This window comes from Sporolactobacillus sp. CQH2019 (genome assembly GCF_028765345.1).
Lineage (GTDB): Bacteria > Bacillota > Bacilli > Bacillales > Sporolactobacillaceae > Sporolactobacillus.
This window is the reverse complement of sequence record NZ_JARAJZ010000002.1, coordinates 298,684-324,228: the sequence shown is the minus strand read 5'-3', so window position 1 is coordinate 324,228 and position 25,545 is coordinate 298,684. Positions and strand designations below refer to the sequence as shown.

Sequence of the window (25,545 nt, the reverse complement as noted above, 5' to 3'; positions counted from 1 at the left end):
ATGAAAAAAATAGTATGACGAAGTCAAATCTTAAAAAGCCCTGAGTCTTTCGCGCGTGTTTTCATACAAAATGTGTATTTCTTAAAAGAGGAGCTGTATCCATATGTCTAACGTTCTTTTTGTCATACAGCCTTATAATGGGCATGTTAATCCGACAATAGGCTTAGTTGATGAATTGGTAGGGCAAGGGGAACAGGTGGCTTATTTTTGCTCTGAAGAATATAGAACAAGGATAGAAGGAGCAGGCGCCACGTTTAGAAGCTATGGTGAAACCGAATTCTATCCAAGAAATTTTCGTAATGCCTCTAAGGGATTGGGTGCGGCACTATTAAATGATTCTCCGCGGAGTCATAACGTACGTTCAATGCAGCCCGCCTTGAATGTGTTTCCGAGTGATCTGTCAGAAAATAAAATCATGAGAAAATCCCTGGTAAATTATATTGATCAAATGCTTAAATTAAATGAAGAAACAATACCAATTATCATGAAACAAATCGAAGATGAAAAGTTTGATTATATGATAGTAAGTCCTCAATTTCCGCTGGGGAAATGGATCTCTTTAATACTGGGAATCCCCACGATCTCTTCTTTTGCAGCAATTGTTTCAATAAGTCAGCGGCTGAAAAAAATCGCACTTGGAGATCAATTGAGGGAATTATTCAGTGATGTATACAGCGGGTTTGCAGATAGACTGTACAGGAATTATCATGTAAAAGCGCCCGCCAATATATTTGATTTGTTTGGCATCAAAAGTGATTTAAACATCGCATATACGTCAAAAGATTTTATTCCTCATCCTGAAAATTACGATAATAGTTTTATATTTATTGGCCCGTCAATTTACGACAGGAAAGAGAAGGTCGATTTTCCGTTTGAAAAATTAGCGGATGAAAAAGTGGTATATATCTCATTAGGTACGGTATATAATGGCACGGACCGTAAACTTTACGATATATTTTTCAAGACATTTGCTGATACCGATGTTGTCGTAGTTATGACCGCATATAATATGGACATTTCAAAGTTTAATATCCCGAAGAATTTCATAGTTAGAAATTATGTTCCTCAATCAAAAATTTTAAAATATACGGCTGTTGCTATAACCCATGCTGGAATGAACAGTATGAGCGACCTGATATATAACGGCATACCGTTTGTTGCAATACCAATCGGAGCAGATCAGCCATATCAGGCAGCAAGGGTGTCAGAACTTGGAGCCGCGATCTCTCTTGATAAGGATAAGGTCACACCGGAAACATTGAGAGATGCTGTTGAGAAAGTTCAGGCAGATCCAAGCTATCTGGAGAATATCAAAAAAATAAGTCATTCGTTTAAGAAGGCTGGCGGATACAAATATGCAGTAAAAGAAATATTCGCATTTAAGGAAAGAAGGGGGATAGATTGTTAGCATTATTCTTCTGGAAGCAGCAGCATGTAGAGTAGAAACAGCCAAACGTGGTGAGCGGCACCGAAAAGTAATAAGACGGCCCCGATTTGACAGCTGGACTTGAGCCCCAACTAAACAGTGAGATACAGCCCCGGGCGCGTGCCGGCCGATCCGCTTGGGCCATCTCCTTTTTGATTGCCTGATTTGATAACTGATCATCGCTTCTCAGTCCCGGACTGTTGACACACTCACACGATCCGCGATGGCACACACGGATCGTGTAGGGCAATACTCGTTCATATAGAGAAAGGGTCTGGAAATAGGAGAATTCTTCTGCTGTTTTCAGGCCCTCTTCGCATTGCCCTGACCCTGTCTCCGGATTTTCTCCATTGCTTTTTCCAGGGATACAATTTAAAGTCACTATTGACGATTCCTGTAATTTTGCTAAGCTTAGACTGTATCCTGAATCTAATGGAGAAGAGACTCATGTTGAAAACCGCTGTACTGCTTGTTAATCTGGGAACCCCCGGCGCGCCGACGCCTGCTGCCGTTCGCAGATATTTGTCTGAATTCTTGAGCGACCGCCGCGTCATTGATCTGCCCCGCTGGAAATGGCTGCCGATTCTGCACGGGATTATTCTGCGCGTCCGGCCCCGAAAAACGGCGGCTCTTTATCGTCAGATTTGGACAAGCGAAGGTTCGCCGCTTCTGATGAACTGCCTGATACAGCGAAGCGGTTTGCAAAAAAGACTGGCAGCGGACAAAATAAAAGTCGCTCTGGGAATGAGTTACGGATCGCCCGCTCTCCGGGGCGAACTCGAACAACTGCACCGATGGGGCGTCCGCCATCTTATTATTCTGCCGCTTTATCCGCAATATTCTTCGACAACTGTTGCATCCGTATGGGATGGCTGCGCAAACGTCCTTGCCGGATGGCCGGATCTGCCGGAATTAAGTTTTATTACCAATTACGCGACGCATCCGCTGTATATCGAAGCATTGACAGAACGCATTCAGACGGAAATCAGGCAAAACGGCAAGCCGGACTGCCTGCTTCTCTCCTATCACGGGATCCCGCAGCAATATGCCGATTCAGGCGATCCCTATGCACAGCACTGCCTGGCGACGACCGGCGCGCTTCAGAAAAGATTATCTGACCTGAAAATCATACAAAGCTACCAGTCGCGATTCGGTCATGAAAAATGGCTGGAACCGGATACACTGGAGACCGTCACTTCGCTTGCTCATCAGGGCATCCGGCATCTTGCGGTTATGGCTCCCGGGTTCACTTCGGATTGCGTGGAAACGCTGTATGAACTGGCGATTGAGAATGCGGCTGCATTCAAAAAAGCCGGCGGTGAATCTTTCCACTATATCCCGGCGCTCAACGACAGCAGCACGTTTACCGCCTGCCTGGAGAAATTAGTTCGAAGCAGAATTCATTCGGACGTCTGACAAACCACTGCATGTGGGACGGGATTTATTTTTTCTGCATTTATAGCGTAAAAATTCATTGAAATGTTCGACCGTTCACGGGAAAATTTATCTATTATATGCATCATTCTCAAGAACAATAAATAAGTCAGAACGCATTAACGGCTAAAAAGAAAATTCCTGATCCATGAGTATTATTTTTGAGCTTAGCTGTTCCGGTTGAATAAAACAAGGAGCATCCATCATTGTATAAATTATAAGGAAATACAACATCTGATGCCCCGGTTACAGGCAACAATCCATACGTTATTGTCATATCAGTAGCGGAAACCGACCAGCTTAACACCCATTAAGCTGACCATAAATTCCGGTGTATGATTTTTACTCGCTGCAATAGTTTTCTCCAGAGAGCGTATCTTTGTCATACGGATGGCCGATGACAAAGATACAAGTTTTCATTTTGCTTTTTTTAGACTGATAATGTCAGCTTCCTGTTCAAGCGATCGTGTTGCCAACATCTGTAATATTTTGTCCTGCTTGGCCTGACCAACAACAAGCGCATGCTGATCGGTTTTTATCTGTGCAATGTCTACCGAGTTTTTGGCGACCTGTTCGTAAACCGCATTGAGCTTTTGCTCGTGCCGATCCAGTTTTTTGTCATACTGATCTAAGTGTTCTTTTGTCTCTGAGCGAAAGTCGGATAATTCTTTTCTCAGGCCATGCAATTCTTCCACAATCTGTTTTAATAATTCATCAGCCATAGATTTCATCCCCATAAATGAATTTTACTTCTTTTTCCTCCTTCGTTCGTCTTGTTCTGTCGGCTTAAGAAATCTAAGCATCCTTCTTGCCTCTTCAAGGTTTCCGCGATATTACTTATAGGCGATCATGAAGTCCGGATCTTTCGCCGGTTCCTCAATATCCTTGCTATTACTAGCCTTGCTTGGAATACCTGTCCTGCCGAAAATATAATCGAAAGAAGCATTGAAAAATCAGCCATATTTCTCAAGACTTGATAGTCAGATTCTGTTTAACTTAATTTGTATCATGCATTAGCTGAACGATTGATTTTTAGTCTGTCAGCCCGATCCTGCTGCGACAAATTTCTTGATTCTCTTAAACTTCCCGGCTGTTTGCCATAATCTAAATTTATTATAAGTGAAGAGTTTGCACATATAAGTAATTGTGTAAAAAATAAACGAAACCTATTAGCTGTGCAGAAGATGCACCGTATAATAATCAGCGTAGAAATTGTGCCGGGAGGAGATTCAATGAGCGATATTCTGAAAGAGAGACGGAGTTGCGGTAATCATGATAACTTATGAATTTAGAGATACTGTTGCTTTGTATTTTGGGGATGTTCTTCCCCAACAAATGTATTTTGCAGTGACCGGTTCTAAAATGGTCACAGATTTGGAATACAATCTTACGATGGAAAAGGCCGCAGAAGCACGATCTGGACACACGAAACAGAAAGCGATAAAAAGAGTGCTCAGAAAAAGGGCACTCTAAGGACGAGAAATACTTTTTAATAGGTTTCGCGCGAAGGCATTTTAGCTGAGCTCCACGATTCGACAGTCCTTTTGGCGTGATTATAGGTGTATCCCATACCCATGAGGTAAGCGATGGCCATCGTTTTATGCATAGAAGGCATCAGCGGTCTGAGTGCGGACATCACTTTTTCCTTCAGGTTTTTTGTACTCATTGATGGATTGGTGTTAATACCCGGATTAGGATTTACAGGATTTACAGGATTTACATTGAGATTAGGGTACATATTCATGGGCATGGGCATGGGCGCACCCGTCGGATTTGTAAAATTGGGATTTTGATTCGGCCGGTAAGGATCGTAAAAATTATCGTTCATCAAGATTACCACTCCTCATTTATTTTGCCAACACAGACACTGTATGTAGTCATTTGCCTTTGATTAACGGCTAACGCCTAAAGGACGAGATATTCACACAAGAAGCCGTGACGGTTGGGAAAAAAAGAGATTTTGAGTGATGAAAAAGACATTCTGAACGGGGTGCCTTTGGCATGAAGGCAATGAATTAGGGCCTACGGCGGAATGGGAGATAAATGCTGGAGTGGGGCAATAATAATCAGCGGAATGAACCGGACGACGAGTTATGCAAAACCATTTCCGCATCTATAACTGCCAACCGGAATGCTCAGGGCGACATTCCTTCTGTCATCCAAGACGGTAAAAGCCGTATCCGCTGATCGGGTAAATGTTGTAATAATGATTGAACAGGCAGCCGGACGAAGGAGAAAAATGATGGATCCTTTTGAGACCTTTGATACGGGCGGACTGAAACGAAGGCTACTGATGATTGATTGAAGCGGAAGTCAGATCACCTGAAGTTGTGAACAGTTTTGTCCGATGATTCGTGGTACGGCAAAACATCGCTTAAATAAGGCTCTCAGCCTGACGAACAAGCAGATTTATCGATTCTTTATCAGTGAAATCAATCTTTTTCCCGTAGGTCTCCAAAAACAGAGAGGTTTCAGGAGATGTATGGGCAGATTTTTTTACTTTGTTTTTTAAGGCAAACATCATGATTCGGTGGAGAAAATTCAGCTTCTTATAATCGATAGCACCGCGCAGGTGGAAAAAGGATATTGATTTTTGAAGCGCGCCGTTAAAATTTTTATTAATGATGCTTTGATAATTAGTTGTTTTCGGATTGGATAAACCTACTGTAAACACAATTAACTTTGTATCCGGTAAGTCAGAGAAATAGGTCGAAATTTGTTTTGAACCCATGATTCCGCTCGCATATATGGCACCTCCGAAGATTATCGTCGAGTATTTTCTTAAAACCTGAGCATTTACATCTGACAGCTTATAAAGGTCGGAATGAAGCGCTTCAGAGATCCATTGTGCATATCTCTGGGTTGCACCGTATTGCGTTTGATAAACAACGGCGACATGGCTCATGATGTTCATTCTCCTTTCATTTGTTAAAAAAGCTCAGATTCCTCCCGAGCTATAGTTATGATAATATTTTACCATACGGAGAGATCGCGATGCGATAAAAAATATAACGGTTAATCCGTTCGCCGTGAGTAAACAGCAATATGAAAGTGATTGGTAATGGGAAAGTGAAAAGTGGGAGGAGAAGCGTTTGGATAATCAGGATCTTGATCCCTTTCGGAATATTTGCGATTGTCAGGTATTATTGGCTTTAAATCCCCTATCAAATATTATATACATACGATCCTTTTGCGTTGAAAAGTAAAATGTATGTTTTGATAGGAATGAAGAGAATGAGATGTAATAAGGTGCCCCGACTGACGGGCAACTTATTGCATAATGCCCCATGGCCTGCGATCCATGACCGCATAAATTCTTCAGTTTTGGCTCATGTCCGATTAGTCATTGGGGCGGAATTTAAGAAACAGTGTCAAAAACGAATCCGGGTTAATAAATTGCGGGCATAAGACGCTCCGGGAAAAATTTTGCCGATGATTAACTTTTCGTACCTGTACATTATTTCCTGTTTCGGATAGGTTTCAGTTCTGAAATCAGGTACGTTTTAAAGTCCCGGGTTGCTGCTGAAAGATAACGATCTTTAACCCAGGAAAGCCAGATTGTCCGTCGGCAGACAGGATTGCTGATGTGAAGTCTCTCCAGAGACTCTGTGTTGGGCCCGTTCCACCAATATTCGGGAATAAACGCATTTCCAAGCCCCGCTTTCACAAGGCTGCATATGACTTCGGCAGTATTGCTTTCAAAGGCAATATTGGGGCTGAATCCGGCCTGCCGACAAAATTCGTTTGTTATTTCGCGAAGTCCGCATTCCGAAGTTAAGTGAATAAACGGTTCATTTGCAACCTCCGCCAGTTGAATTCCGCTTCTTCCGCTTAGACGATGTCCCGGAGGCAGGGCTAAAAAAATCTCTTCGTCTATCAGGGGTTCACAGTGTATTTTAGTCTGTTGAATCGGTAAAGAAGACAGGCACAGGTCAATAGTGCCATCCAAAAGCTGCTCCTGAATTTCCGATTGCTGAGTCATCTGATAAAGCCGAAATTTGACACGTGGATGCTGAGCTAAATAGTGTTCAAATAATTTTGGAAGCATCCGGGAGGTCGTGGCACCGATAATCACACGGCCTTCTTCGATACCTGCAATATCCTTCGCTTCGCGCAATCCCTGTTCTAATTCCGTGAAACTTTGCCGGATGCGTTCTGAAAAACGTCTTCCGGATCGATTAAGACGGAATCTTTTTCTCCCGTACCGTTCGAACAGAGGAACGCCGACCTCTTCTTCGAGGCGGGACATCATCTTGCTCAGAGAGGACTGGGCAACATGCAGTTCCTCTGCAGCCCGTGTCATATTTTCCAAATGTGCAACCACTTGAAAATATTCCAATTGCCGTAATTGCATGGCTATTCACCTTTCTTAACATGGCATTGAAGCCATAATAACATGAAAAATTATATATTATTAATCATAATCAATCAATAATATAATATAAAAATGACTTATATTAAATTGTAAGCAGGTTACTCAGTTGAATCGAAAAAGGAGAAAAGCATAATGGAGAGACCGGGTCTGTTAAACAAAGATTTTCTGATTGATACGATCGCAAATTTCTTTATTTATATTGTCTTTTATCTGCTGCTGGTTATCATTGCGCCTTATGCAATGGATACTCTGCACGCGACGCCGAGCGAGGCCGGGCTTGCATCCAGCATATTTATCGTTGGATCGCTGATCGCACGAATCTTTACGGGGCGATTGATCGAGCGGGTCGGGCGCGGAAAGATCCTTTTTATCGGGCTGATTTTTTTCCTTCTGACGACTCTTTTATATTTCGGAGTCACCAGCCTCGCGTTTCTGTATTTTGTGCGAATATTGCATGGGATTGGATTCGGTATTTCTGCCACCTCCGCGCAGACTTTTATTGCCGATATTGTGCCAAAGGAACGCCGCGGGGAGGGCATCGGGTACTTTATTGCATTTAGTTCTACAATCGCCTCGGCGATCGGACCTCTTGCAGGAATGTATCTTAATCAGCGGGGCCATTTCAACATGATTATTGTTATCTGCTTCTTAGTGATTGCCATCAGCGGGATTGCCATGCTTTTTCTGAAAATACCTGAAGTCAATGTAAGCCGGGAACAACTGGCAGACATGAGAAAATTCAAGTTAGGCAACTTTTTTGAGATCAAAGCCTTTCCTATCTCAGGTATTAGTCTGTTTGTCGGCATCTGCTATGCAAGTATCGTCAGCTTTATCGATCCATTTGCACGGCAATCCGGCCTGGCTGCCGCAGGCAATTTCTTTTTTGCGGTCTATGCCATTTTTCTCCTGCTTTCCAGACCGGCCGCCGGGAAACTCTTTGACCAAAGAGGAGAAAATTCAGTGATGTATCCGTGCTTTATTCTGTTTGCCATCGGACTTTCGATTATCAGTCTGGCTCACCAGAGTGCAGTTCTTCTGCTTGCAGCTGCCTTTGTCGGGTGCGGTTTCGGAACTTTTCTCTCAAGTGCCCAGACGATCGCAGTAAAAGTTGCGCTGCCGCACCGAACTGGCGTTGCAACGTCGACTTTTTACAGCATTCTTGAAGGAGGCATGGGAATCGGTCCCTATTTTCTTGGCCTGTTAGTGCCGTCGATCGGATATAGAGGTTTATATATATGTATGGCTCTGGTCGTCCTTGCCTGCATCGTTCCCTATTTTTTCTTATACGGAAAATCTCCTGAAAAGGCGGATCTGCATAGTTAGGATCGGTAACGCCTGCTGGAGCAGAATCATCTCTGCGGTGGGCATCTTCTGATTGGCCGTTTTCCGGTATTATTGCCGGCAGCCGGTACGCCGCAAAGAGATCGGAACACATTCTGTAAAGAAACCGGCCGGACGACGCTTGGTCATGAACTTATTGATCCGCTGCACGAAACGGTCACCGGGACAAAGCTGAAAGACCACGGGTACGAGGTGTGGACAGCCGCTGCGGATGCTTCTTGTTTTCAGATCCCACCCTATATGGGTGGATAGCCGGCGTCTGCTTCTTCCCTGTTGGAACTCCGGCAAGGAAAAACCGTTTTCCGCCAGTGGGCTGCATTTATGGGTTAAGGTTCAAATGGCATCCATCCGGCTGTCATCCATGCCAGGTGCACAGCAAAACCGGCACTTCCTTATGGAGTGCCGGTTTTTGCTGGTTGATTACTTAGATGCGTTCAAACATCAATCACAAGTTTTCCAATCATGCGGTTCGTTTCAACAATTTGATGCGCCAAACGAACCGTCGCTGCATTGATACCCTTCAGTTGTTTATTAAGCGTGGGGCGGAGCACTCCCTGTCCGACCAGCTGTGCCGCCGCCTCCAGTAATTTATGCTGTCTGATGCGATCCGGAGTTTGACAGACAGGTCGAGTAAACATAAATTCCCATGAGAACGAAACGCTCTTGCTTTTTAATAATCCTAAATCGAGAGGGTGCTCATTTTCAACAATGGACACGATATGGCCCTGCGGTTTAATTGTTTGGGCCATATTCACCCAATGAAGATCTGTCGAATGCAGACACAGAATATAGTCAACGCCATCCGCAAATCCTGCTGTTTGAAGCTGGGGAAGAAATTCATGATGATGATTGATGGTGAATTCAGCGCCGTGTGCTTTAGCCCACGTTGCCGTCTCAGGCCGAGATGCAGTGCCGATCACCGTCAGTCCGAAGTACTTCGCAAGCTGAGTCGCAACCGAGCCGACCCCTCCGGCCGCATTAATAATCAAGATGGACTTGCCCTGATTGGCATCTTTTTCCGGCGTGATTCCGGCCCGGTCAGCCATCGCTTCCCATGCAGTGATTGTTGTCAAAGGCAGGGCGGCCGCCTCAGAAAAGCCAAGCTGTTCAGGCATATGTCCGGCAATTTTTTCTTCCACCAGCTGATAGTCTGCACAGCTGCCCGGGCGATCGAGTGTGCCGGCGTAATAAACTTTATCTCCGGGCTTGAATAATGTCACAGCATCACCCACTGCTTCAACGATACCGGCCGCATCATATCCGGGAATCTTTGGCATCGTCTCTACCTGACGCTTTGTCATTCTTACTTTCGTATCGACAGGATTAATAGAAATGGCCTTAATCTGTACGAGCAAATCGTGTCCTTTTGCCACCGGTTTAGACACAGTCACATCCACTAAGCTCTCCGGATCGCTGGCCGGCAGATTTTTGTAGAAACCAACCGCATTCATTCTTGTCATCGTACCCGCTCCTTTTCTCATCCTCTCTATCCACACCCACTTTAATATAAGGGGCATATAATTGTAAGTACGCACATTATTGTGCTATAGTATTAAAAAATATACTGTTAATGGAGAACACACTTTGAAAAAATATGAAAAGGATTTTGACAGCTATATGGATTTTTTGGACCGCGCCTGTCCCGTTGAAGTGACCCTATCGGTCATCGGAGGAAAATGGAAGGGCGTCATCCTTTATCATTTGCAGAGTAGGCCGCTCCGTTTCAATGAACTCAGACGTTTGATTCCCGATGTAACACAGCGAATGCTTACGCTTCAATTAAGAGAATTGGAAGAAGACGGCGTCATTCATCGTGAAGTATATCCTGTTGTTCCACCGAAAGTCGAATACTCTCTGACCGATTTCGGCAGTACACTATCTCCGGTCATTTTATCCATACGCCAATGGGGCAAGCGTCATCAGGATGAAATTCGCACTATAAAAAGTAAACAGTTCAGTAAATAAGCAAAGCAGCCGTTCAAGCCGGTCAAAAATGGACAAGGTGATTTGAAAGCGCGGCCGCCGGATGATGATTCTGACCGTTATCAATAAGTATAGTAAAAGCGGGAAAATTTTTTGACCGAAAATACGGGCTGGCAGCCTTATATAGTCAGGCAGATCTTCGATTCGCTGCTGGATGATGACAGATCTACCTGATCGCGCTTTTGGTCTGTCCGTGCTTCATAAAGAAGCTCCGAAAAACTGCCAACTATTTGTTCATAGGTCTTTCCTGAATAAAACATCCCTGCGCCGAAACGCAGGGATGTATTGAAAATAAGGCTGGCTGCGTCAGCCTGTCATAACAGAGTTTCTGCAAATTATCTCCATTCTGCTCCCCATAATTTCATCGCACGTATAATGGGCTTTAAGCTCTTTCCTTTTTCGGTCAGCGCATATTCAACCGTGGGGGGAATGGTTGCATAGGCCGTCCTTGTAATCACTTGCTGATTTTCCAGTTGTTTTAAACGCAAGGACAGCGTTTTTGGACTGACTCCTTCAAGAGACTTTCTTAGCTCCCCGAATCGTTTAACCCCATCGAAGAGATTCTTGATGATCAGAAAAGTCCACTTCCCGTCAAGAACCTCAAGTGTTTTCTCAATCGAGCATTCCACGTCAGGCGGACATTCCGCTTCAACGTCATTCACTATTTTTTCAGATTCCACAATCACTGAACCTCCCAGTATGATTTAAGAGTTTCTTTAGTGTAACTATATGACATATATGTAACTACTTCAAGTAGTATATCAATAATGTTACAATAATACTGCTTTGCAAGGACGGCTAATATTGAAAGGTGATGAAGAAATGACGCGTTTCGATTATTTTATCCCGTCTAAAATCCTGTTTGGGGCGGGAAAGCTGGCAGAACTGTCGCGGATAGAATTGCCCGGTCACAAGGCATTGATTGTTATTTCAAAGGGAAAATCGATGCGCAAGTACGGCTATCTTGAAAAGGTTATTTCACTGTTAAAAGCCAATCATGTTGAAAGTGCCGTTTTTGATAAGATTCTTCCTAATCCGATTAAATCACATGTTATGGAAGGGGCGGCTCTGGCAAAAGAAGAGCACTGCGATTTCGTTATTGGCCTTGGCGGAGGGAGCAGCATTGATTCAGCAAAGAGTATAGCAGTCATGGCTAAAAATCCCGGCGACTATTGGGATTATGTGACCGGCGGATCGGGCAGGGGGAAACCGGTTAAACGGGGAGTGCTGCCGATTGTTGCGATTACAACGACAGCGGGAACCGGAACCGAAGCCGATCCCTGGACAGTGATAACAAACGAAGAGACGAATGAAAAAATAGGATTCGGCATTCCGGACACTTTTCCAACATTGTCTATCGTCGATCCTGAATTGATGGTTTCTGTTCCCCCAAAGCTGACAGCTTATCAGGGATTTGATGCACTCTTTCATGCGGCGGAAGGCTATATTGCCACGATTGCTAATCCAGTCAGCGACTTATTTGCTTTAAAAAGCATTGAGTTAATTTTCGGCAACCTTGCTCAGGCGGTTAATCAAGGAGATAATATTGAGGCCAGGACTCAAATTGCGCTGGCGAATACACTTTCCGGATATGTAGAGTCTTTATCCAGCTGCACGTCCGAACATTCTATGGAACACGCCCTCAGTGCTTTTCACCCTGAGCTGCCCCACGGAGCCGGGCTGATCATGTTATCTGAGTCATTTCACACTTTCTTTGCTGAAAAAGTGCCCGATCGTTATACGACGATGGCAAAAGCTGCCGGAGCCGACCTGAATGCGTATTCAGAGAACGAGCGGCCGATGGCTTTTGTGCAGGCCTTAAAAAATCTTCAGAAGAGCTGCGGTGTGGATCAGCTTAAAATGTCGGACTATGGCATTCTTAAAGACGAAATACCTGAATTGGTTAAAAATTCCAAGGCAACAATGGGAGGCCTGTTTGAAATGGACCGTTATCAATTATCGGACGAACAGACAGCTGCCATCATCAGTGGGGCTTACAGGTGATCTTTTTAAGATTTATGCGGAAATACTGGACAGCGGCCCTTAAAATGCTGCCGGGTTGACGGCTTCCGCATTTTGCCGGAATACATTAAGTTAGTTATTTGTGAGCTAAGACAATGATTGTGAGGAGGAAAAATGATTATGAAACAAAGAACGATTGGATCGGATAAGAGACAGGTTTCGGCGGTTGTTCAAGGCTGCATGCGCATCAAGGATCTGTCTGAAGAAGCAGTGGAACGCTTGATTGACACGGATATCGAAAATGGAATCAATTTTTTCGATCATGCGGATTGTTACAGTCAGGGTGTTTGTGAAGAATTATTCGGACAAGTGCTGGGAAAACGTAAAGATTTGCGCGATAAGATTGTCTTGCAGACCAAGTGCGGCATTATCCACGGACCGGAATATACGTATTATGATTTTTCAAAGGATCATCTGCTGGAAACCGTTAATGCCAGTCTAAAACGGCTGCAGACCGATCATCTCGATTATTTGCTGCTGCATCGTCCGGATGCGTTAATGGAACCGGAGGAAGTCGCTGAAGCATTTGATCGGCTGCATCAGGAAGGCAAGGTGCTGCATTTCGGTGTCAGCAACCAGAATCCGTCACAGATCGAGCTGCTGAAAAAGGCCGTTAAGCAGCCTCTGGAAATCAATCAATTACAATTCAGCATCATGTTCACCGGAATGGTCGATCAGGGAATTAACGTCAATATGACGGCTGCTGCGTCTTCCGATCGCGATGGCGGCATTCTTAACTACAGCCGGCTGCACGATATGAAGATTCAAGCCTGGTCGCCCTTCCAATTCGGTTTCTTTGAAGGCGTCTTTCTCGATAATGACAAATTCCCGGAATTGAATAAAAAAATCAACCAACTGGCAGCAAAATACGATGTGACAAACAATGCGATTGCCGTCGCATGGATTCTGCGCCATCCGGCAGAAATGCAGGTCATCCTGGGAACGACCAATCTCAAACGTGTGGCTCAGTCTGCAGCAGGAGCAGATATCACGCTCACCCGTCAAGAATGGTACGAAATATATCTGGCCGCAGGGAACAAACTTCCTTGATAAAGGATCCGATCTGCCCGCTGTATCACTAACAAGAAAGATATCTTTTAAGAACAATATTTTTGGAGTTGCCGATATCTAATATCATCTTGCCCGTTTTAACATCAGTTAATATACGAGCTGAAATTCTCTGAATGATCCGCTTCTTGCCACTGTAATGGCATATGAAGCGGATTATTTTTTTCTATTTGAATGAATACACTGGACAGCGGCTGGCCGGCAAAGTTATTCTAATGACTGACAAGGGTATTGATTGATCGGAAGTCTGATATTTTGAAACGTTGAGCCTGCTGATGACTATAAAAGATTAGGTGCAAACGATACTATTTATTTATAAAAAAGAGAAAAAGGAGAAAGAGATTGAAAAAATTCATTGCCGTCGTTGCCATTGTTTTTGTCCTTGCAGGGTTCGGTCTCGGAAAATTTAATTTTGAGGGAGCATCCACTGCAAGCAATGCCTCCGATAGCGTAAAAAACATGATCGGCAACGTTACAAACGGAATTCAACAGGCGGTTTCAGGCATTAACTCAGCCCTGCCGGATCGTGGTCCGTCCACTTCGTCAAACCTTGCATCTCTGTCGTATCGCTCCGGAAGCAGCGTTGTGATTACAGTAAACAACAATCAATCCACGCTCAATCCGGCAGATTGGAAAGGAAATAAAGTTATCTACAGCAACCTTGACTCACTCAACCGAACATCACAGCCGAATACAGGCTATCTTGAAGAGCGCAACCTGGCCGGCGACACGCTGAGGGTACGCCAGATTGTCAAGCCGAGCGGCTGGCATCAGAAGTTTTCCAACGGTGAAGCGATCCTCAACCGCGGTCATTTAATCGCCTACTCATTGTCGAAGGGGATTGCCTACACGGGACAATATAACCCTGATTTGCAGTCAGGGGATCAGAATAACCCGAAGAACCTGTTCACGCAGACTGCATTCTCCAATCAGGAGATTCAAACCATTTACGAAAGTAAAGTGCGGGAAGCATTGAAGCAAGGGAAAAAAGTCATCTATCAGGCACAGGCCATCTTCAATGGAAATGATTTAATGGCCAAAGGTGTGCAATTGCAAGCCGTTTCAACTGATCGATCGTTAAACTTCAATGTATTCATCTTCAACGTTCAACCCGGCTTTCAGTTTAATTATGCAAACGGTACATCGCGGGTGGATCGAAGCATGACGGTTCCGAAGGCCGATGCACCGCATGCTAATAACTAGAATATATGCCTGAAGACTTTGGCAATGAATCAGCTGCTTATCGTTATATCCGGAGATGCCTTTCGCTCTGCGAAAAACTCAGGACAATTCTCAGGAAGTGAGAATTTATTGTGAAGATTGACTGATCGTTGTCATTTTTGAATGCGGTTGTGTATAGATATAAAGCGTGAAAAAAAACACCCGGTATGGGCAGTACCAGGTGAATAAAAAGCCTGCTATTTGATCAGCGCAATGATCAGAGCAAGGAAGGAAACGAGAAAAAACAAAAAGCCTGAAAAGGCAATAAATACCTTGTTCATGTTCATCCACCCCCTTGTTACCGGTATATTTTGATGCGAGGAGATTTATGACTATTTATTTTGGAAAAACATGAATATTTTTTTGCACCCGTGCGGTGCTTTTTCTTTTGCCTGAATGGAGGTCAGAGTGATGCAGATATGAGCGAGAAAAAATTAAAAGGCCGGCCGGCAAAGTGAAGGCTTCCGAACGAAACCGGGCCAGTGAGCGCATGGCTGATAATGAACTCAAAAATTAAACACGGAATAAGTATCTGTTCAAGCAGATCCATGAAATGAGGGTTTGCCAGAGTCGTGCTCAAAATTCTGAAGGGGAACAGCCGACGGTTGTTCTCCAAATGCGGTGCTTTCTGTAATCAATCCTGGCGATCCCTTTTATTTTTGTAGAAAAAAAGTTAAAGTTCTATGTTGTTCTAAACATAATTATTGACATGTTTTTAGTATGAATTATAATTTTAGCTAATGATTGGTACAATTCCGGACGCATCCGGGATACGGGAGCGGACATGTTTTTGCAAAGCCGATTACTTCCAATTTCAGTACAAGATTAAGAGACTCCTGATAAGAAACGGCGGAGGGACTGGTTCAATGGAATCCGACAGTCGGTATAACGGGGAAAGTTCGTTCCGGCAGAGAGGCAGGAAACAGGATGATGCCGATGTGATCTTTCAAGAAGGCATTTTTATCATCTCTTTTTTCTGGTCCTTTATAAAAGATGAGAATCTGATACAAATTGATAGGTTCCACTTGTTACTGATCCTATTAAAACAAATGAAAAGTAAAAAAACTATTACGAACGACAAAGAATCTTTCATTTGTTTTTAAGAAAAAATTTACTGTAACAGAATATTATGGATTTGAGGAGTGGTAGCCAGTGGGAAAAACTTTGCGGGAAAAGCCGAGAAAACATGTGAGTCTGACGATACAAGTTGTCATTGGATTGGTTTTGGGTATTCTGGTCGGTTATTTGAATAAAACCTGGGGCATTCAATTACAAATATTGGGGACGGCATTTCTCAATTTAATACAAATGGTCATCGTTCCCCTCGTCTTTCCATTGATTGTACTTGGAATTATCAGGATTAACAATGCAAAAAAATTTGGAATCATTGCAACGAAGGCAATCATATATTTTGAGGTGGTGACGACCTTTTTAATTGTTTTAGGGATCATACTTGGAAAAGCATTGTCTATCGGCAGCAATTTCAGTGCCGGCCATGTCAGCACCGCGTCTTTGAGCGGAATCGCACGCAGCATCGACTTTAAAACATTTCTTCTGGATATCATACCTACGAATATCGTCAGCAGTCTTGCTTCGGGGAATCTATTATCCATTATTTTCTTCGCGGCCTTCCTGGGCTTCTCATTGGTTGCAATAGGAGAAAAAGCCCGTCCGGTCATTGATTTCTTTGAATCTTGGTCTCAGGCCATGTTTAAACTTGTTCAATATGCTATTTCCTTTGCTCCGATCGGTGTTTTTGGCTTTCTGTCTTATGACGTTGCCAAGTATGGGTTAGGAAACCTGATTGCTTTAGGACAATTTGTTTTCATCGCATATCTTGCATTTCTTGTGACCGCGCTGATTATATTCCCGATCATTAGCCTGATTTTTCGTGTCCCCTATATTGAATTATTAAAAAGGATTGCCGACCTTCTCTTGTTGACATTTACTACGGGCAGCTCCGGAGTGGTGATGCCCTCAGTCATAGAACGCCTGCAGAAATTCGGCCTTTCACGTTCGATCACTTCTTTTGTCATCCCGCTTGGCTATTCCTTTAATCTGGACGGTGCCTCTATCTATATCAGTCTGGCTGTTGTTTTCATCGCAAATGTTTACCATCTTGCCCTGGGACTGGGCCAAATCATCACAATCATATTGTTTTTAGCCATTCTGACCAAGGGTATTGCCGCAGTTCCTTCAGCAGTTGTCGTCGTTCTTTTAGCGGCATCGCATCAATTGGGGCTGCCTGCTCAGGGGGTGGCTCTGTTAATGGCCGTTGACTTCTTTGTCAATATGGGAAGATCTTCATTAAATGTCATTGGCAATGCATTAGCAGCTGTCATTGTTGCTAAATCCGAGAAAGAGTTTAATTATCTTCCGGATACTGGACAATCACAAATGAGTATTGAAGGAAAATAAAGAGAAGGAGAATGATGATTAAAATGCCGTTTAGTTATGCAGACCGTCTGATCAGTTCGAAGAATGCAGATGAAAAATATTTGCTGAATGAAGTTCATCATTTGTCTGTCGATGGCTTTCCGCTGCTTGTTCATTATGATCTTCGCTTATTAAAAAAGAATTGGAATAAAGCCGATTTGTTGACGAGGCCAAACACTTTGTGGCGATATCATGAAGTGCTTCCAATTAAGGAAGAAAGAAATATCGTTTCTTTAGGAGAAGGAAGTACACCGCTTGTTCCGTTAAGCCGTCTCGGAGAGCGATTCTCTATTAACCTTCTGATGAAAGATGAAGGAATCATACCAACCGGATCTTTTAAAGCAAGAGGAGCCTCCGTAGGCGTATCCAAAGCAAAAGAACTTGGGGTCAGGAATATTGTTCTGCCGACTAATGGCAATGCGGGTGCAGCATGGGCATTGTATTCGGCGCGGGCGGGGATTCATTCTTATATTATCATGCCGGTGGATGCACCGAAAATAACCCGGGAGGAGGTTGAAATATCGGGCGGAAATCTATACCTGGTCCGCGGAGTGATCAGCGATGCCGGGAAAATAGCCGCTCAGCTGATTTCCGACTACGGTTTCTACGATGCTTCTACTTTAAAGGAGCCTTACCGAATTGAAGGGAAAAAAACAATGATTTATGAAATACTCGAGCAACTGCGCTGGGAAGTACCGGATGTCATCCTCTATCCTACGGGCGGCGGTGTTGGTATAATCGGTATTTTTAAAGGGTTGCTTGAGCTGCGTGAACTTGGCTGGATAAAAAAAATTCCCCGTTTGGTTTCGGTACAAGCAGAAGGATGCGCCCCAATAGTCGGGGCGTGGGAAAAAGGTCAGACAGAAAGCCGTTTTTGGGATCACTCTAAAACGATTGCCTTCGGGATCAATGTCCCTAAAGCGCTTGGCGATTTCTTAGTTCTTGATGCGTTATACAAAACAGACGGTTACGCACTATCGGTTTCTGACCGGGAAATTACGGCTGCGCAGCGTGAAGTCGCTGAGTTCGAAGGAAGTTTTATTTGTCCGGAAGGGGCGGCGGCTTTTGCAGCAATGAAGCACTTAACAAAAAAGAAATGGATCAAGGAAGGAGAAACGGTTGTCTTTCTGAACACCGGACTCGGGATAAAATATCCCGAATCATTTGTTCCTCAGGCACCTATAATTGACCTAAATGAACATCTTCAAATAAAATAAGACACAATTCATGACTGTGGTATAAGAATACGGCTTAAAAGGATAATTGACAGTATGTTTGAAATGTTTTATTTTTAATTAGACAAGTGTTATTTCAATATAAATGGAGATGTTTGTACATGAGCGTATCCGCGGTAAATGGACAAGTCAGTCAAGCGGTCAGCTTAGCGAGTTCTCAAAATTCATCGACTATCTCAACGACTATTACATCGAGCGATCCTACGGTTCTGGCTAATCAAGAGAAACAATTGACAAATCAGATGTTGCAGTTACAGGACAGCAATGGCAATTCACAACAGATTCAAAAGATTCAACAGGCGATACAAACGATCAAGAACAGATTACAGCAACAGCAGCAACTAGCTGAGAATCAGCATTCTCAGGTTTTAAGCAGTCAAAACAGTTCGTCCGGCAATAATTTTACCGGAGGAATTGACATTAAGGCTTAACGAGGGGAAAAATGAGTGATCCTCTGTCTGCTGACAGGTGATTGCTTTTTTTCATTGAAAATGGGTCGCTCTTGGCCATGAAAAAGGGTTCATCTATTTTGCTTTATCGATATCGATCTGCCTTAGACAAGCTTCATAATAAAGGATGCCGGAAGTGTCCTTAGTGGAATAACGATACTTATTCGTTGAGCTCTTACCTATGAGAATTGAAACTTCACATAAGTTCCGGCCTGTAAGAGTCATATGAATGGCTCTTCGGTCGGTGTGATCTGCACGAGCAGTCTATAAACCCGGATAGAATGAAAAAATGTGATATGTGATAGATAAATAATCCTATACTAATTAAGGGCGTTAATTAATTTTTAAGCTGCAATTTGTCAGGCGTTGCCGCTCATTTAATCCGTTTTAAATCTCGGATATCGGATTCCTGTTCAAGTGAACGCATGGCCAACGTCTGCAATAGCTTATCCTGTTTTTGCTGTCCGGCAATCAGCACATTCCGAGCTTTGGAAAGTGGAGTCAATTTCTCACCGTGTTCAGTTAATTGAACAGAGTTTTTAGCGACTTGTTCAGTAATATGATTAATTTTCTGATCGATCCGTTCCATTTGCTGATCAACATCATCAAACCGTTGATCGATCGCAGTGAATCGCTGATCAACATCATCAAACCGTTGATCGATCGCAGTGAATCGCTGATCAACATCATCAAACCGCTGATCGATCGCAGTGAATCGCTGATCAACATCATCAAACCGTTGACCGATCGCAGTGAATCGCTGATCAGCATCATCAAACCGTTGATCGATCGCAGTGAATCGCTGATCAACATCATCAAACCGCTGATCGATCGCAGTGAATCGCTGATCAACATCATCAAACCGCTGATCGATCGCAGTGAATCGCTGATCAACATCATCAAACCGTTGACCGATCGCAGTGAATCGCTGATCAGCATCATCAAACCGCTTATCGATTGTGCTGAATTGCTGATCTACATTATCAAACCGCCTTTTGTTCTCATTCCTAAGTTCAGCGAATTCTTTTCCCAGCCCGTCCAGCTTTTCTGTGATTTTTATTAATAGTTCTTCGTTCATTTACCTCATCTCCTTATTTTAAATGATTGATCATTGCGATTTCCTTTTTCTTGTTTTAATCGAAAGGGATTCTTTGAATCGTATAACTCGTAAAGCATGATCCCAATTGTAGAAGAAGCCCTTCATAGTATGACTGATGAACCCAGTCGTTAATAGATAATCTGGAGCGGCGCCATTACTCAATTTGACAATTAAATCATGATTTTCTTTTATCTTCCAATCTCATAATCAGGAAAGCGCTGAAAATCTGTAATAGCGGATCAGAAAGCCGCTTCTTGTTGTCCCGGATTTCTTGACTCGTATCATTTTTTCAATAATGATCAAGGAATTGTTTCATTAGAAATACTCCCATAAAAATCATCTCCTTAATTTTAACATTTTTACGTTGTCTGCTAAATTAAAAAAATACTATATATGTTTACACAGCGGAATAACGCTGAGGGAGTAGCAAGTGGAAGTTCTGAATCTTGAGAAAATCAGGCACTGAGTCAGATAAAGGAAAAAGTTGTCTCACGAAAAATCTGCTGAGTCGTTAATAATTTAAAAATGTTCATTTACGTACAGAAAGAAACTTATGTGGCATCGGCGAAAGAGTTACATGTGCCGGATCATTTCTGCGATGTTTCATCGGTCTGTTCTTTTATCAAAAGGTACTTTATAAATAGATCAAGAGGCACTACCAACGCAGAATATTTGAACGATTTGGCCATTTTTTAAGATGAAGGCTGCCCTTTCGTTTACTGTCGGAGCAAAGGTGAATGTGCTTTTAACAAAATAGCAGAAAAATTATGGGACAAAAAAGAAGGGGGTTTCAATTGAAAGTTTTTCAATGAATCGCCGGACGGCATTTGCGCAGATACAGCTAAGAAGATCAGTGAACGAGCAAAAACGAATCGGCACTGGGTCCATGAACGCTTTATTCGCCGATGTAAAATATCTTTTCTCATCATTCAGTGAACAAATTATTCAAACCGGAATTTGATCATTCGACAGCTTATTCTTAATCTGTTCATTGATTATCTCATCTCATCCGCCTCTTGTCCATCAATATTTAATTTGGTTTTATTGCTTTTGGCAGGCCCACTTTCGGTTGATTTTCTCGGCTGCTTCATGAGTCCGGCTTTTATCTATCCGTATAGGTATATTTGATTTCTTTCAGCAAAGGCGGACGGAGAAATAAAAGACGCAGCCACGATCATTTATTTATTCACGTTTTCGAAATTCTGTGCGAAAGATTATATCGATGCGCAGTGAGCATTCGTACCAGCCATATGTTGTATGGCGAAGTGAGGACGTGGACATGATTTTACGATTCAAACAGGGGATTCTTTCACTTTTCAGTATTATTTTTGCCATTTGTTTTTCTATCATTCTGTTGATCAGCCTCTTATATCGGCTGTTAATTAAAAGTTACCAGCATATTTTCAGTATGTCGCTCTCACTAGTGCTTTTCTCGACGATTGTCCTTTTGTTTTTTGTAGCCGTCTACCGTATTTTTTCAAAATTAACTCGTTCCGGATTGAGAATCGTGACGATCTGTCTCAGCGCGGCGATCGGGTTAATGGAACTGGCGATGATTATCTTTTTTCATTCAATCCTTCCGCCGAACATTGACGGAGGCCATACATATGGAGAAGCCCTCTATCTGCTGGCGCACGGCCACGCATCGGGAGATGTTTATTTTAAAATCTATCCGAACAACATACCGATCACTGTGCTCAGGTACTGGCTTTATCGTCTGCTTTCGATCGTTCATATTTCCGACTATACGATTATTGATCAGACAGCCTGTGCTGTTGTATTAAATATCAGTATCTATTTTTCCTGGAAGCTTGTTCTGCGCCTGTTCGATGAGAAGATGGCTAATCTTTACCTGCTGATGGCAATGACCTGTTTCCCGCTTTTTCTTTATATCACTTACTTTTATACGGATACGATGGCACTGATGTTCCCCGCCGTGCTCCTCTATCTCTGGTATTTATATCATCGCTCCGGAAAGATCAGGTTCCTTGTTTTATTGGGATTGTTTCTCGGCATCGGTTATGAGATCCGGCCGAATGTTATTCTGTTTCTGCCCGCTCTCGTGATTTATATGCTGTTTGTCCTTAAACCGAAGAAAGTGTTGATCAATCTGATCGTGGTTGCCGTTATGATGGCCGGAGCATGTTATTCTGTCCAGGCTTATAATCGGCATCTCGGCTACATTCCGGACCCTTCTTTGGCCATGCCTTCAGCACACTGGATCATGATCGGATTATCCCGCTATGGAGAATATACGAGTGCGGATTTCAACCTGACGTTTCAGCAGCCGACACGGCAGGCCAAAATAAAGGCAGATCTAAATCAGATCAAAGCAAGAATGGCTCGGAAAAATGTATCGGGCCTCCTTTATCTCTGGGTAATGAAGATCGGCGGGACATGGGGGATGGGGGCGAAAGAATACGATTTCTATACCCGGATCTCTGCCAATCCGACGACGGCCTATCAATATCTTTTCGGCCATCAGAATCGGCTGATACTCTATGTCATTCAAATTTTTTATGTGGTTACCATTTTCTTGTTGATCTTTTCAGTTATGAATTACCTGAGGACGAAGCGGATCCGCCTGAATCTCCTGATCCAGATCTGTCTGTTCGGGAACTTTCTCTTTTATACTTTTCTCTGGGAGGCGGAGCCGCGGTACAGTTTGCTCTTCACTCCGTTCATGCTCCTTGGCGCCGTCTTCGGTTTTGACGAATTGCTGCTTAGAATTCATAAAATGGCGAATTCCCGGGCCGGAAAGATATCAAAAGGGAGATTGATCGAGCTGTCGCTTTCCGGGGTTCTGCTGGCGGGAGTCATCGTCTGCGCCTGGATCAATCTGCCGGGTTATACGCAAAATCGAACGGTGCAAAAGCAATACATTGTCGATCAGGAAGCAACGGCGGGGCTGCAGAGTGCTTTTGTCGACACACATCACACAATCCGTCAGACTTTTCGGGCAACCGGGCCGTTTACCCATGTGTCTATGAATATCCGCGACAGACAGGGGAAGGGTATCTACAATTTTTCCGTCACGGATCTGAGCAATCATCGGCGTTTATTTTCTGAGAATTTTACAAGTGCGCAGGCGAAACCGCAGCACAATTTAATCTTCTCGACAGTAAAGACAAGGCAATCAAAGACGGAGGATCAGATCACTGTCCGGCAAGTCAGCGGCACTGGCAACGCCAGGCTTGATTTATCGTTGTATGGGAACGGTTATGACCGGGGAAGCATCTATTCCGGCGGCTATTTCATGGAAAACGGTTCAGTCATTAAGAATGCGGTACTGAAATTCCAGGTATACAGCATTCAGAAAAAACCTTATCTGAGTACCGAAAGCTATTACCTGTTATTTTTGCTGCCCGTTCTGATGCTGATTTTCTATGTTTATACGACGCCGAGAGACAAAAAAAGAAAGGTTAAAAGCATTTGTTCGTAAAAAATGGTGAATCCAGCTGACCAATTTTCAGGAGGAAAGTTCTTTAATCCGACATTTACGGTTATTCACCGAACGCCACAATTTTAAACAAGGCTGCGAAAGTTTAATGAAAGAAAAAGAGGGGGGATCCTTTTTATGAAAAAAATCTTGGCCGTCCTGTGCGGCATCGTACTCTTGCTTTCTTTAGCAGCCTGCGGCAGCCAGTCCGTCCGGGAAGTCAAAAGCATTCCGGCCAATAAACTGACGGCGCAAGAAAAAACAGCGGTCGATTTTACAGAAGGCCTGTACAGCGGCAATAAATCCAAACAATACAAGGCGATTGATCAATTTGCAGCCCGAACATCAATAAAAGGATTAAAGGAAAAAATCTCCGTGGGCGGATTTCGGCAGCAATTCCATGCGGTCAGCGTCATTAAGGGAAAGAATATCAAAGGTCAAAAGGGCGACGAGTTTGTTGCTTTATTGGAGATGAAGGATCAAAACAATACGGTCAACAAGCGCATCGTTGTGATGGGCAGCAAAGTTCTGCATATCCTTTCGGGAAATACTCAGCCATATGCGAATGAGCTGGGAAGCTGACAGCAGCAGGAAAGTCGGATCATCGTTCATTTTAAATGCATCATTCCGATTCTTTAGATAAAATCATCTCCTGTTCAGAAATGGACAGGAGATTTTAGATTGAAAAGATTGCTGATTCACTTCAGGAAGAAGACATGTCTAAAGAATATCGAAGAAACTGAAATGAAACATACTCTATGGAATATGTGAATACTGGTATGGCTAGTCATTTATGAGGCCGTTTGACTTCCCCCACAGAATGCCGGTACATCCCATGTTATCTCCCGTGCATCTGGGCGCCGAAGGAATGGAGCCATTATGGTTTAACTAAAAGCTGCATCTATCTTTAAGCGTGCTCCAACTCGTGATGCACATCGGAATAAATTGATTTTTCCCTCACGCATGGCTTGATCAATATTTGTAATAGAGTCGGTAATAGGGAAGACACTGGTCAAACCGGCTTTTTGAAATGCAGCTGACTCTCCTTGCTGCTGACCAACGAAAGCGATGCATTTTTTGTCTGCTTTTTTTGCCAATTGAGCGACTGCAATCGGTACCTTTCCGTGTAAACTTTGTTCGTCCAGCCGGCCTTCTCCGGTCACAACAAGATCGGTATCTTGAATAAGCTTATCCAGTTCACTTTCAATTGCTAAAACCGCAAATCCATTTTCCACTTGACCCCCAATCATACGAAGGGCAAATCCGATTCCTCCCGCAGCACCGTCTCCAGGGTACATTCCCGAATGAAGAGGATCCAAATGCTTTGAATAAATTAAAAGAAGCTGTTCCATCACGGCCGTATTGGCATCACTCAGCCCTTTTTGCGGACCGAACATATGGACAGCACCGGTTTTACCGGTCAGCGGATTGTCTACATCCGTTGCACTAATTAGAGTGATGTTTTTCGTAATTAAATGTGTCAGATCGATTTTAGAAACTCTGGATAAATTTCTTACGACTGGATCTAATTGATTTCCGTTTGGATCAAAGAATCGAGCATCCAGAGCACCAAGCAGACCCATTCCTCCGTCAATCGTGCCGCTTCCGCCGAGTCCGACAATTATTCTCTTTGCTCCCATACCAACTGCCTGGGCGATCAATTCACCGGTTCCATAGGAGGATGTTTCCAGGGGCGTTAGATCAGGTCTTTTTGAAATAAAACAAATCCCCGATGCTGCCGCCACCTCGATGATCGCTGTTTTTTCCTTGGCATACCATGCAAATTCAGCAGTAATCTCTATACCAAAAGGGTTGTGAACGCTTGCTTTAATCAATTCACCGCCGGGTTTGTTATGTAAAAAAGCCGCAACGGTTCCCTCCCCTCCGTCGGCAATGGCTATTTTTCGGGATTTAATACCATATTGAGAAAATGCTTTTTCAACCAGTTCGGCTGCTTCCATACTTGTAAACGATTCTTTGAATGAATCAATCGCAATTAAAGCCCTCATTAAAATTA

The 25,545-nt window shown here is 43.5% G+C and carries 21 protein-coding genes; 13 read left to right on the top strand and 8 right to left on the bottom strand.

All coding sequences use genetic code 11. The features are described 5' to 3' along the window. The first annotated feature begins 103 nt into the window (after positions 1 to 103). Together OYT88_RS04430 and hemH are read left to right on the top strand one after the other, a co-directional pair. Positions 104 to 1,408, top strand: coding sequence for a macrolide family glycosyltransferase (locus tag OYT88_RS04430; RefSeq protein ID WP_274398191.1), 1,305 nt, complete (start codon positions 104 to 106; stop codon positions 1,406 to 1,408). A gap of 465 nt (positions 1,409 to 1,873) precedes the next feature. After that, complete coding sequence (gene hemH / locus OYT88_RS04425) at positions 1,874 to 2,842, top strand: ferrochelatase (RefSeq protein WP_274398190.1); 969 nt, start codon at positions 1,874 to 1,876, stop codon at positions 2,840 to 2,842. Between the two features lie 434 nt (positions 2,843 to 3,276). On the opposite strand, the gene OYT88_RS04420 is transcribed toward hemH, so the two are convergent. After that, positions 3,277 to 3,582 (bottom strand): hypothetical protein, encoded by a 306-nt coding sequence (locus OYT88_RS04420; protein ID WP_274398189.1) that lies wholly within the window; start codon positions 3,580 to 3,582, stop codon positions 3,277 to 3,279. A gap of 550 nt (positions 3,583 to 4,132) precedes the next feature. On the opposite strand from OYT88_RS04420, the gene OYT88_RS04415 reads away from it, so the two are divergent. Beyond that, positions 4,133 to 4,333 (top strand): hypothetical protein, encoded by a 201-nt coding sequence (locus OYT88_RS04415; protein ID WP_274398188.1) that lies wholly within the window; start codon positions 4,133 to 4,135, stop codon positions 4,331 to 4,333. A gap of 16 nt (positions 4,334 to 4,349) precedes the next feature. Here OYT88_RS04415 and OYT88_RS04410 read toward each other — a convergent pair whose 3' ends face one another. The 3 genes from OYT88_RS04410 to OYT88_RS04400 form a co-directional block, all read right to left on the bottom strand. Continuing rightward, positions 4,350 to 4,688, bottom strand: coding sequence for a hypothetical protein (locus tag OYT88_RS04410; RefSeq protein ID WP_274398305.1), 339 nt, complete (start codon positions 4,686 to 4,688; stop codon positions 4,350 to 4,352). A 546-nt stretch (positions 4,689 to 5,234) separates the two neighbouring features. Next, positions 5,235 to 5,765: a flavodoxin domain-containing protein gene (locus tag OYT88_RS04405; RefSeq protein ID WP_274398187.1), complete on the bottom strand. Its 531-nt coding sequence runs from the start codon at positions 5,763 to 5,765 to the stop codon at positions 5,235 to 5,237. 552 nt (positions 5,766 to 6,317) lie between these two features. Then, positions 6,318 to 7,214 (bottom strand): LysR family transcriptional regulator, encoded by an 897-nt coding sequence (locus tag OYT88_RS04400; RefSeq protein ID WP_274398186.1) that lies wholly within the window; start codon positions 7,212 to 7,214, stop codon positions 6,318 to 6,320. 153 nt (positions 7,215 to 7,367) lie between these two features. On the opposite strand from OYT88_RS04400, the gene OYT88_RS04395 reads away from it, so the two are divergent. Next, entirely contained in the window at positions 7,368 to 8,558 is a 1,191-nt protein-coding gene (locus tag OYT88_RS04395) for an MFS transporter (RefSeq protein ID WP_274398185.1), read from the top strand. A 452-nt stretch (positions 8,559 to 9,010) separates the two neighbouring features. Here OYT88_RS04395 and OYT88_RS04390 read toward each other — a convergent pair whose 3' ends face one another. Further along, positions 9,011 to 10,036 (bottom strand): zinc-binding alcohol dehydrogenase family protein, encoded by a 1,026-nt coding sequence (locus OYT88_RS04390; protein WP_274398184.1) that lies wholly within the window; start codon positions 10,034 to 10,036, stop codon positions 9,011 to 9,013. A gap of 157 nt (positions 10,037 to 10,193) precedes the next feature. Here OYT88_RS04390 and OYT88_RS04385 point away from each other — a divergent pair, with 157 nt between their 5' ends. Continuing rightward, the gene (locus tag OYT88_RS04385) at positions 10,194 to 10,541 is read left to right on the top strand and encodes a winged helix-turn-helix transcriptional regulator (protein ID WP_274398304.1); all 348 of its coding nucleotides are present in this window, start codon (positions 10,194 to 10,196) and stop codon (positions 10,539 to 10,541) included. 353 nt (positions 10,542 to 10,894) lie between these two features. On the opposite strand, the gene OYT88_RS04380 is transcribed toward OYT88_RS04385, so the two are convergent. After that, on the bottom strand, positions 10,895 to 11,239 hold the full coding sequence (locus OYT88_RS04380; protein WP_274398183.1) for a winged helix-turn-helix transcriptional regulator: 345 nt from the start codon (positions 11,237 to 11,239) through the stop codon (positions 10,895 to 10,897). Between the two features lie 124 nt (positions 11,240 to 11,363). Here OYT88_RS04380 and OYT88_RS04375 point away from each other — a divergent pair, with 124 nt between their 5' ends. The 6 genes from OYT88_RS04375 to OYT88_RS04350 all read left to right on the top strand — a co-directional run bounded on the left by OYT88_RS04375 (position 11,364) and on the right by OYT88_RS04350 (position 18,972). Beyond that, positions 11,364 to 12,563 (top strand): iron-containing alcohol dehydrogenase, encoded by a 1,200-nt coding sequence (locus OYT88_RS04375; protein ID WP_274398182.1) that lies wholly within the window; start codon positions 11,364 to 11,366, stop codon positions 12,561 to 12,563. Positions 12,564 to 12,701: 138 nt separating this feature from the next. Beyond that, the gene (locus OYT88_RS04370) at positions 12,702 to 13,631 is read left to right on the top strand and encodes an aldo/keto reductase (RefSeq protein ID WP_274398181.1); all 930 of its coding nucleotides are present in this window, start codon (positions 12,702 to 12,704) and stop codon (positions 13,629 to 13,631) included. Positions 13,632 to 13,991: 360 nt separating this feature from the next. After that, a complete protein-coding gene (locus OYT88_RS04365; RefSeq protein WP_274398180.1) occupies positions 13,992 to 14,852 on the top strand; it encodes a DNA/RNA non-specific endonuclease in 861 nt (286 codons plus the stop codon). 1,170 nt (positions 14,853 to 16,022) lie between these two features. Continuing rightward, positions 16,023 to 17,288 carry a dicarboxylate/amino acid:cation symporter gene (locus OYT88_RS04360; protein WP_274398179.1) on the top strand — a complete coding sequence of 422 codons (1,266 nt, stop codon included), beginning with the start codon at positions 16,023 to 16,025 and terminating at the stop codon, positions 17,286 to 17,288. A 23-nt stretch (positions 17,289 to 17,311) separates the two neighbouring features. Next, positions 17,312 to 18,523: a threonine synthase gene (locus tag OYT88_RS04355; RefSeq protein ID WP_274398178.1), complete on the top strand. Its 1,212-nt coding sequence runs from the start codon at positions 17,312 to 17,314 to the stop codon at positions 18,521 to 18,523. Between the two features lie 119 nt (positions 18,524 to 18,642). Continuing rightward, positions 18,643 to 18,972 (top strand): hypothetical protein, encoded by a 330-nt coding sequence (locus OYT88_RS04350; protein ID WP_274398177.1) that lies wholly within the window; start codon positions 18,643 to 18,645, stop codon positions 18,970 to 18,972. A 391-nt stretch (positions 18,973 to 19,363) separates the two neighbouring features. On the opposite strand, the gene OYT88_RS04345 is transcribed toward OYT88_RS04350, so the two are convergent. Then, positions 19,364 to 20,068, bottom strand: a complete 705-nt coding sequence (locus OYT88_RS04345; RefSeq protein ID WP_274398176.1) for a coiled-coil domain-containing protein — start codon at positions 20,066 to 20,068, stop codon at positions 19,364 to 19,366. A gap of 1,300 nt (positions 20,069 to 21,368) precedes the next feature. On the opposite strand from OYT88_RS04345, the gene OYT88_RS04340 reads away from it, so the two are divergent. After that, positions 21,369 to 23,531 carry a glycosyltransferase-like membrane protein gene (locus OYT88_RS04340; protein ID WP_274398175.1) on the top strand — a complete coding sequence of 721 codons (2,163 nt, stop codon included), beginning with the start codon at positions 21,369 to 21,371 and terminating at the stop codon, positions 23,529 to 23,531. A gap of 135 nt (positions 23,532 to 23,666) precedes the next feature. Beyond that, a complete protein-coding gene (locus OYT88_RS04335) occupies positions 23,667 to 24,110 on the top strand; it encodes an outer membrane protein assembly factor BamD (protein ID WP_274398174.1) in 444 nt (147 codons plus the stop codon). A gap of 302 nt (positions 24,111 to 24,412) precedes the next feature. On the opposite strand, the gene OYT88_RS04330 is transcribed toward OYT88_RS04335, so the two are convergent. Then, positions 24,413 to 25,537, bottom strand: coding sequence for a glycerate kinase (locus OYT88_RS04330; RefSeq protein ID WP_274398173.1), 1,125 nt, complete (start codon positions 25,535 to 25,537; stop codon positions 24,413 to 24,415). Positions 25,538 to 25,545 lie beyond the last annotated feature (8 nt).

Bases quoted from the DNA above. Each gene is read 5' to 3' on its own strand.
- OYT88_RS04430 (WP_274398191.1), top strand. From the start codon at position 104: ATGTCTAACGTTCTTTTTGTCATACAGCCTTATAATGGGCATGTTAAT.
- hemH (WP_274398190.1), top strand. From the start codon at position 1,874: ATGTTGAAAACCGCTGTACTGCTTGTTAATCTGGGAACCCCCGGCGCG.
- OYT88_RS04420 (WP_274398189.1), bottom strand. From the start codon at position 3,582: ATGGCTGATGAATTATTAAAACAGATTGTGGAAGAATTGCATGGCCTG.
- OYT88_RS04415 (WP_274398188.1), top strand. From the start codon at position 4,133: ATGATAACTTATGAATTTAGAGATACTGTTGCTTTGTATTTTGGGGAT.
- OYT88_RS04410 (WP_274398305.1), bottom strand. From the start codon at position 4,688: ATGAACGATAATTTTTACGATCCTTACCGGCCGAATCAAAATCCCAAT.
- OYT88_RS04405 (WP_274398187.1), bottom strand. From the start codon at position 5,765: ATGAGCCATGTCGCCGTTGTTTATCAAACGCAATACGGTGCAACCCAG.
- OYT88_RS04400 (WP_274398186.1), bottom strand. From the start codon at position 7,214: ATGCAATTACGGCAATTGGAATATTTTCAAGTGGTTGCACATTTGGAA.
- OYT88_RS04395 (WP_274398185.1), top strand. From the start codon at position 7,368: ATGGAGAGACCGGGTCTGTTAAACAAAGATTTTCTGATTGATACGATC.
- OYT88_RS04390 (WP_274398184.1), bottom strand. From the start codon at position 10,036: ATGACAAGAATGAATGCGGTTGGTTTCTACAAAAATCTGCCGGCCAGC.
- OYT88_RS04385 (WP_274398304.1), top strand. From the start codon at position 10,194: ATGGATTTTTTGGACCGCGCCTGTCCCGTTGAAGTGACCCTATCGGTC.
- OYT88_RS04370 (WP_274398181.1), top strand. From the start codon at position 12,702: ATGAAACAAAGAACGATTGGATCGGATAAGAGACAGGTTTCGGCGGTT.
- OYT88_RS04355 (WP_274398178.1), top strand. From the start codon at position 17,312: ATGCCGTTTAGTTATGCAGACCGTCTGATCAGTTCGAAGAATGCAGAT.
- OYT88_RS04350 (WP_274398177.1), top strand. From the start codon at position 18,643: ATGAGCGTATCCGCGGTAAATGGACAAGTCAGTCAAGCGGTCAGCTTA.
- OYT88_RS04345 (WP_274398176.1), bottom strand. From the start codon at position 20,068: ATGAACGAAGAACTATTAATAAAAATCACAGAAAAGCTGGACGGGCTG.
- OYT88_RS04340 (WP_274398175.1), top strand. From the start codon at position 21,369: ATGATTTTACGATTCAAACAGGGGATTCTTTCACTTTTCAGTATTATT.
- OYT88_RS04335 (WP_274398174.1), top strand. From the start codon at position 23,667: ATGAAAAAAATCTTGGCCGTCCTGTGCGGCATCGTACTCTTGCTTTCT.
- OYT88_RS04330 (WP_274398173.1), bottom strand. From the start codon at position 25,537: ATGAGGGCTTTAATTGCGATTGATTCATTCAAAGAATCGTTTACAAGT.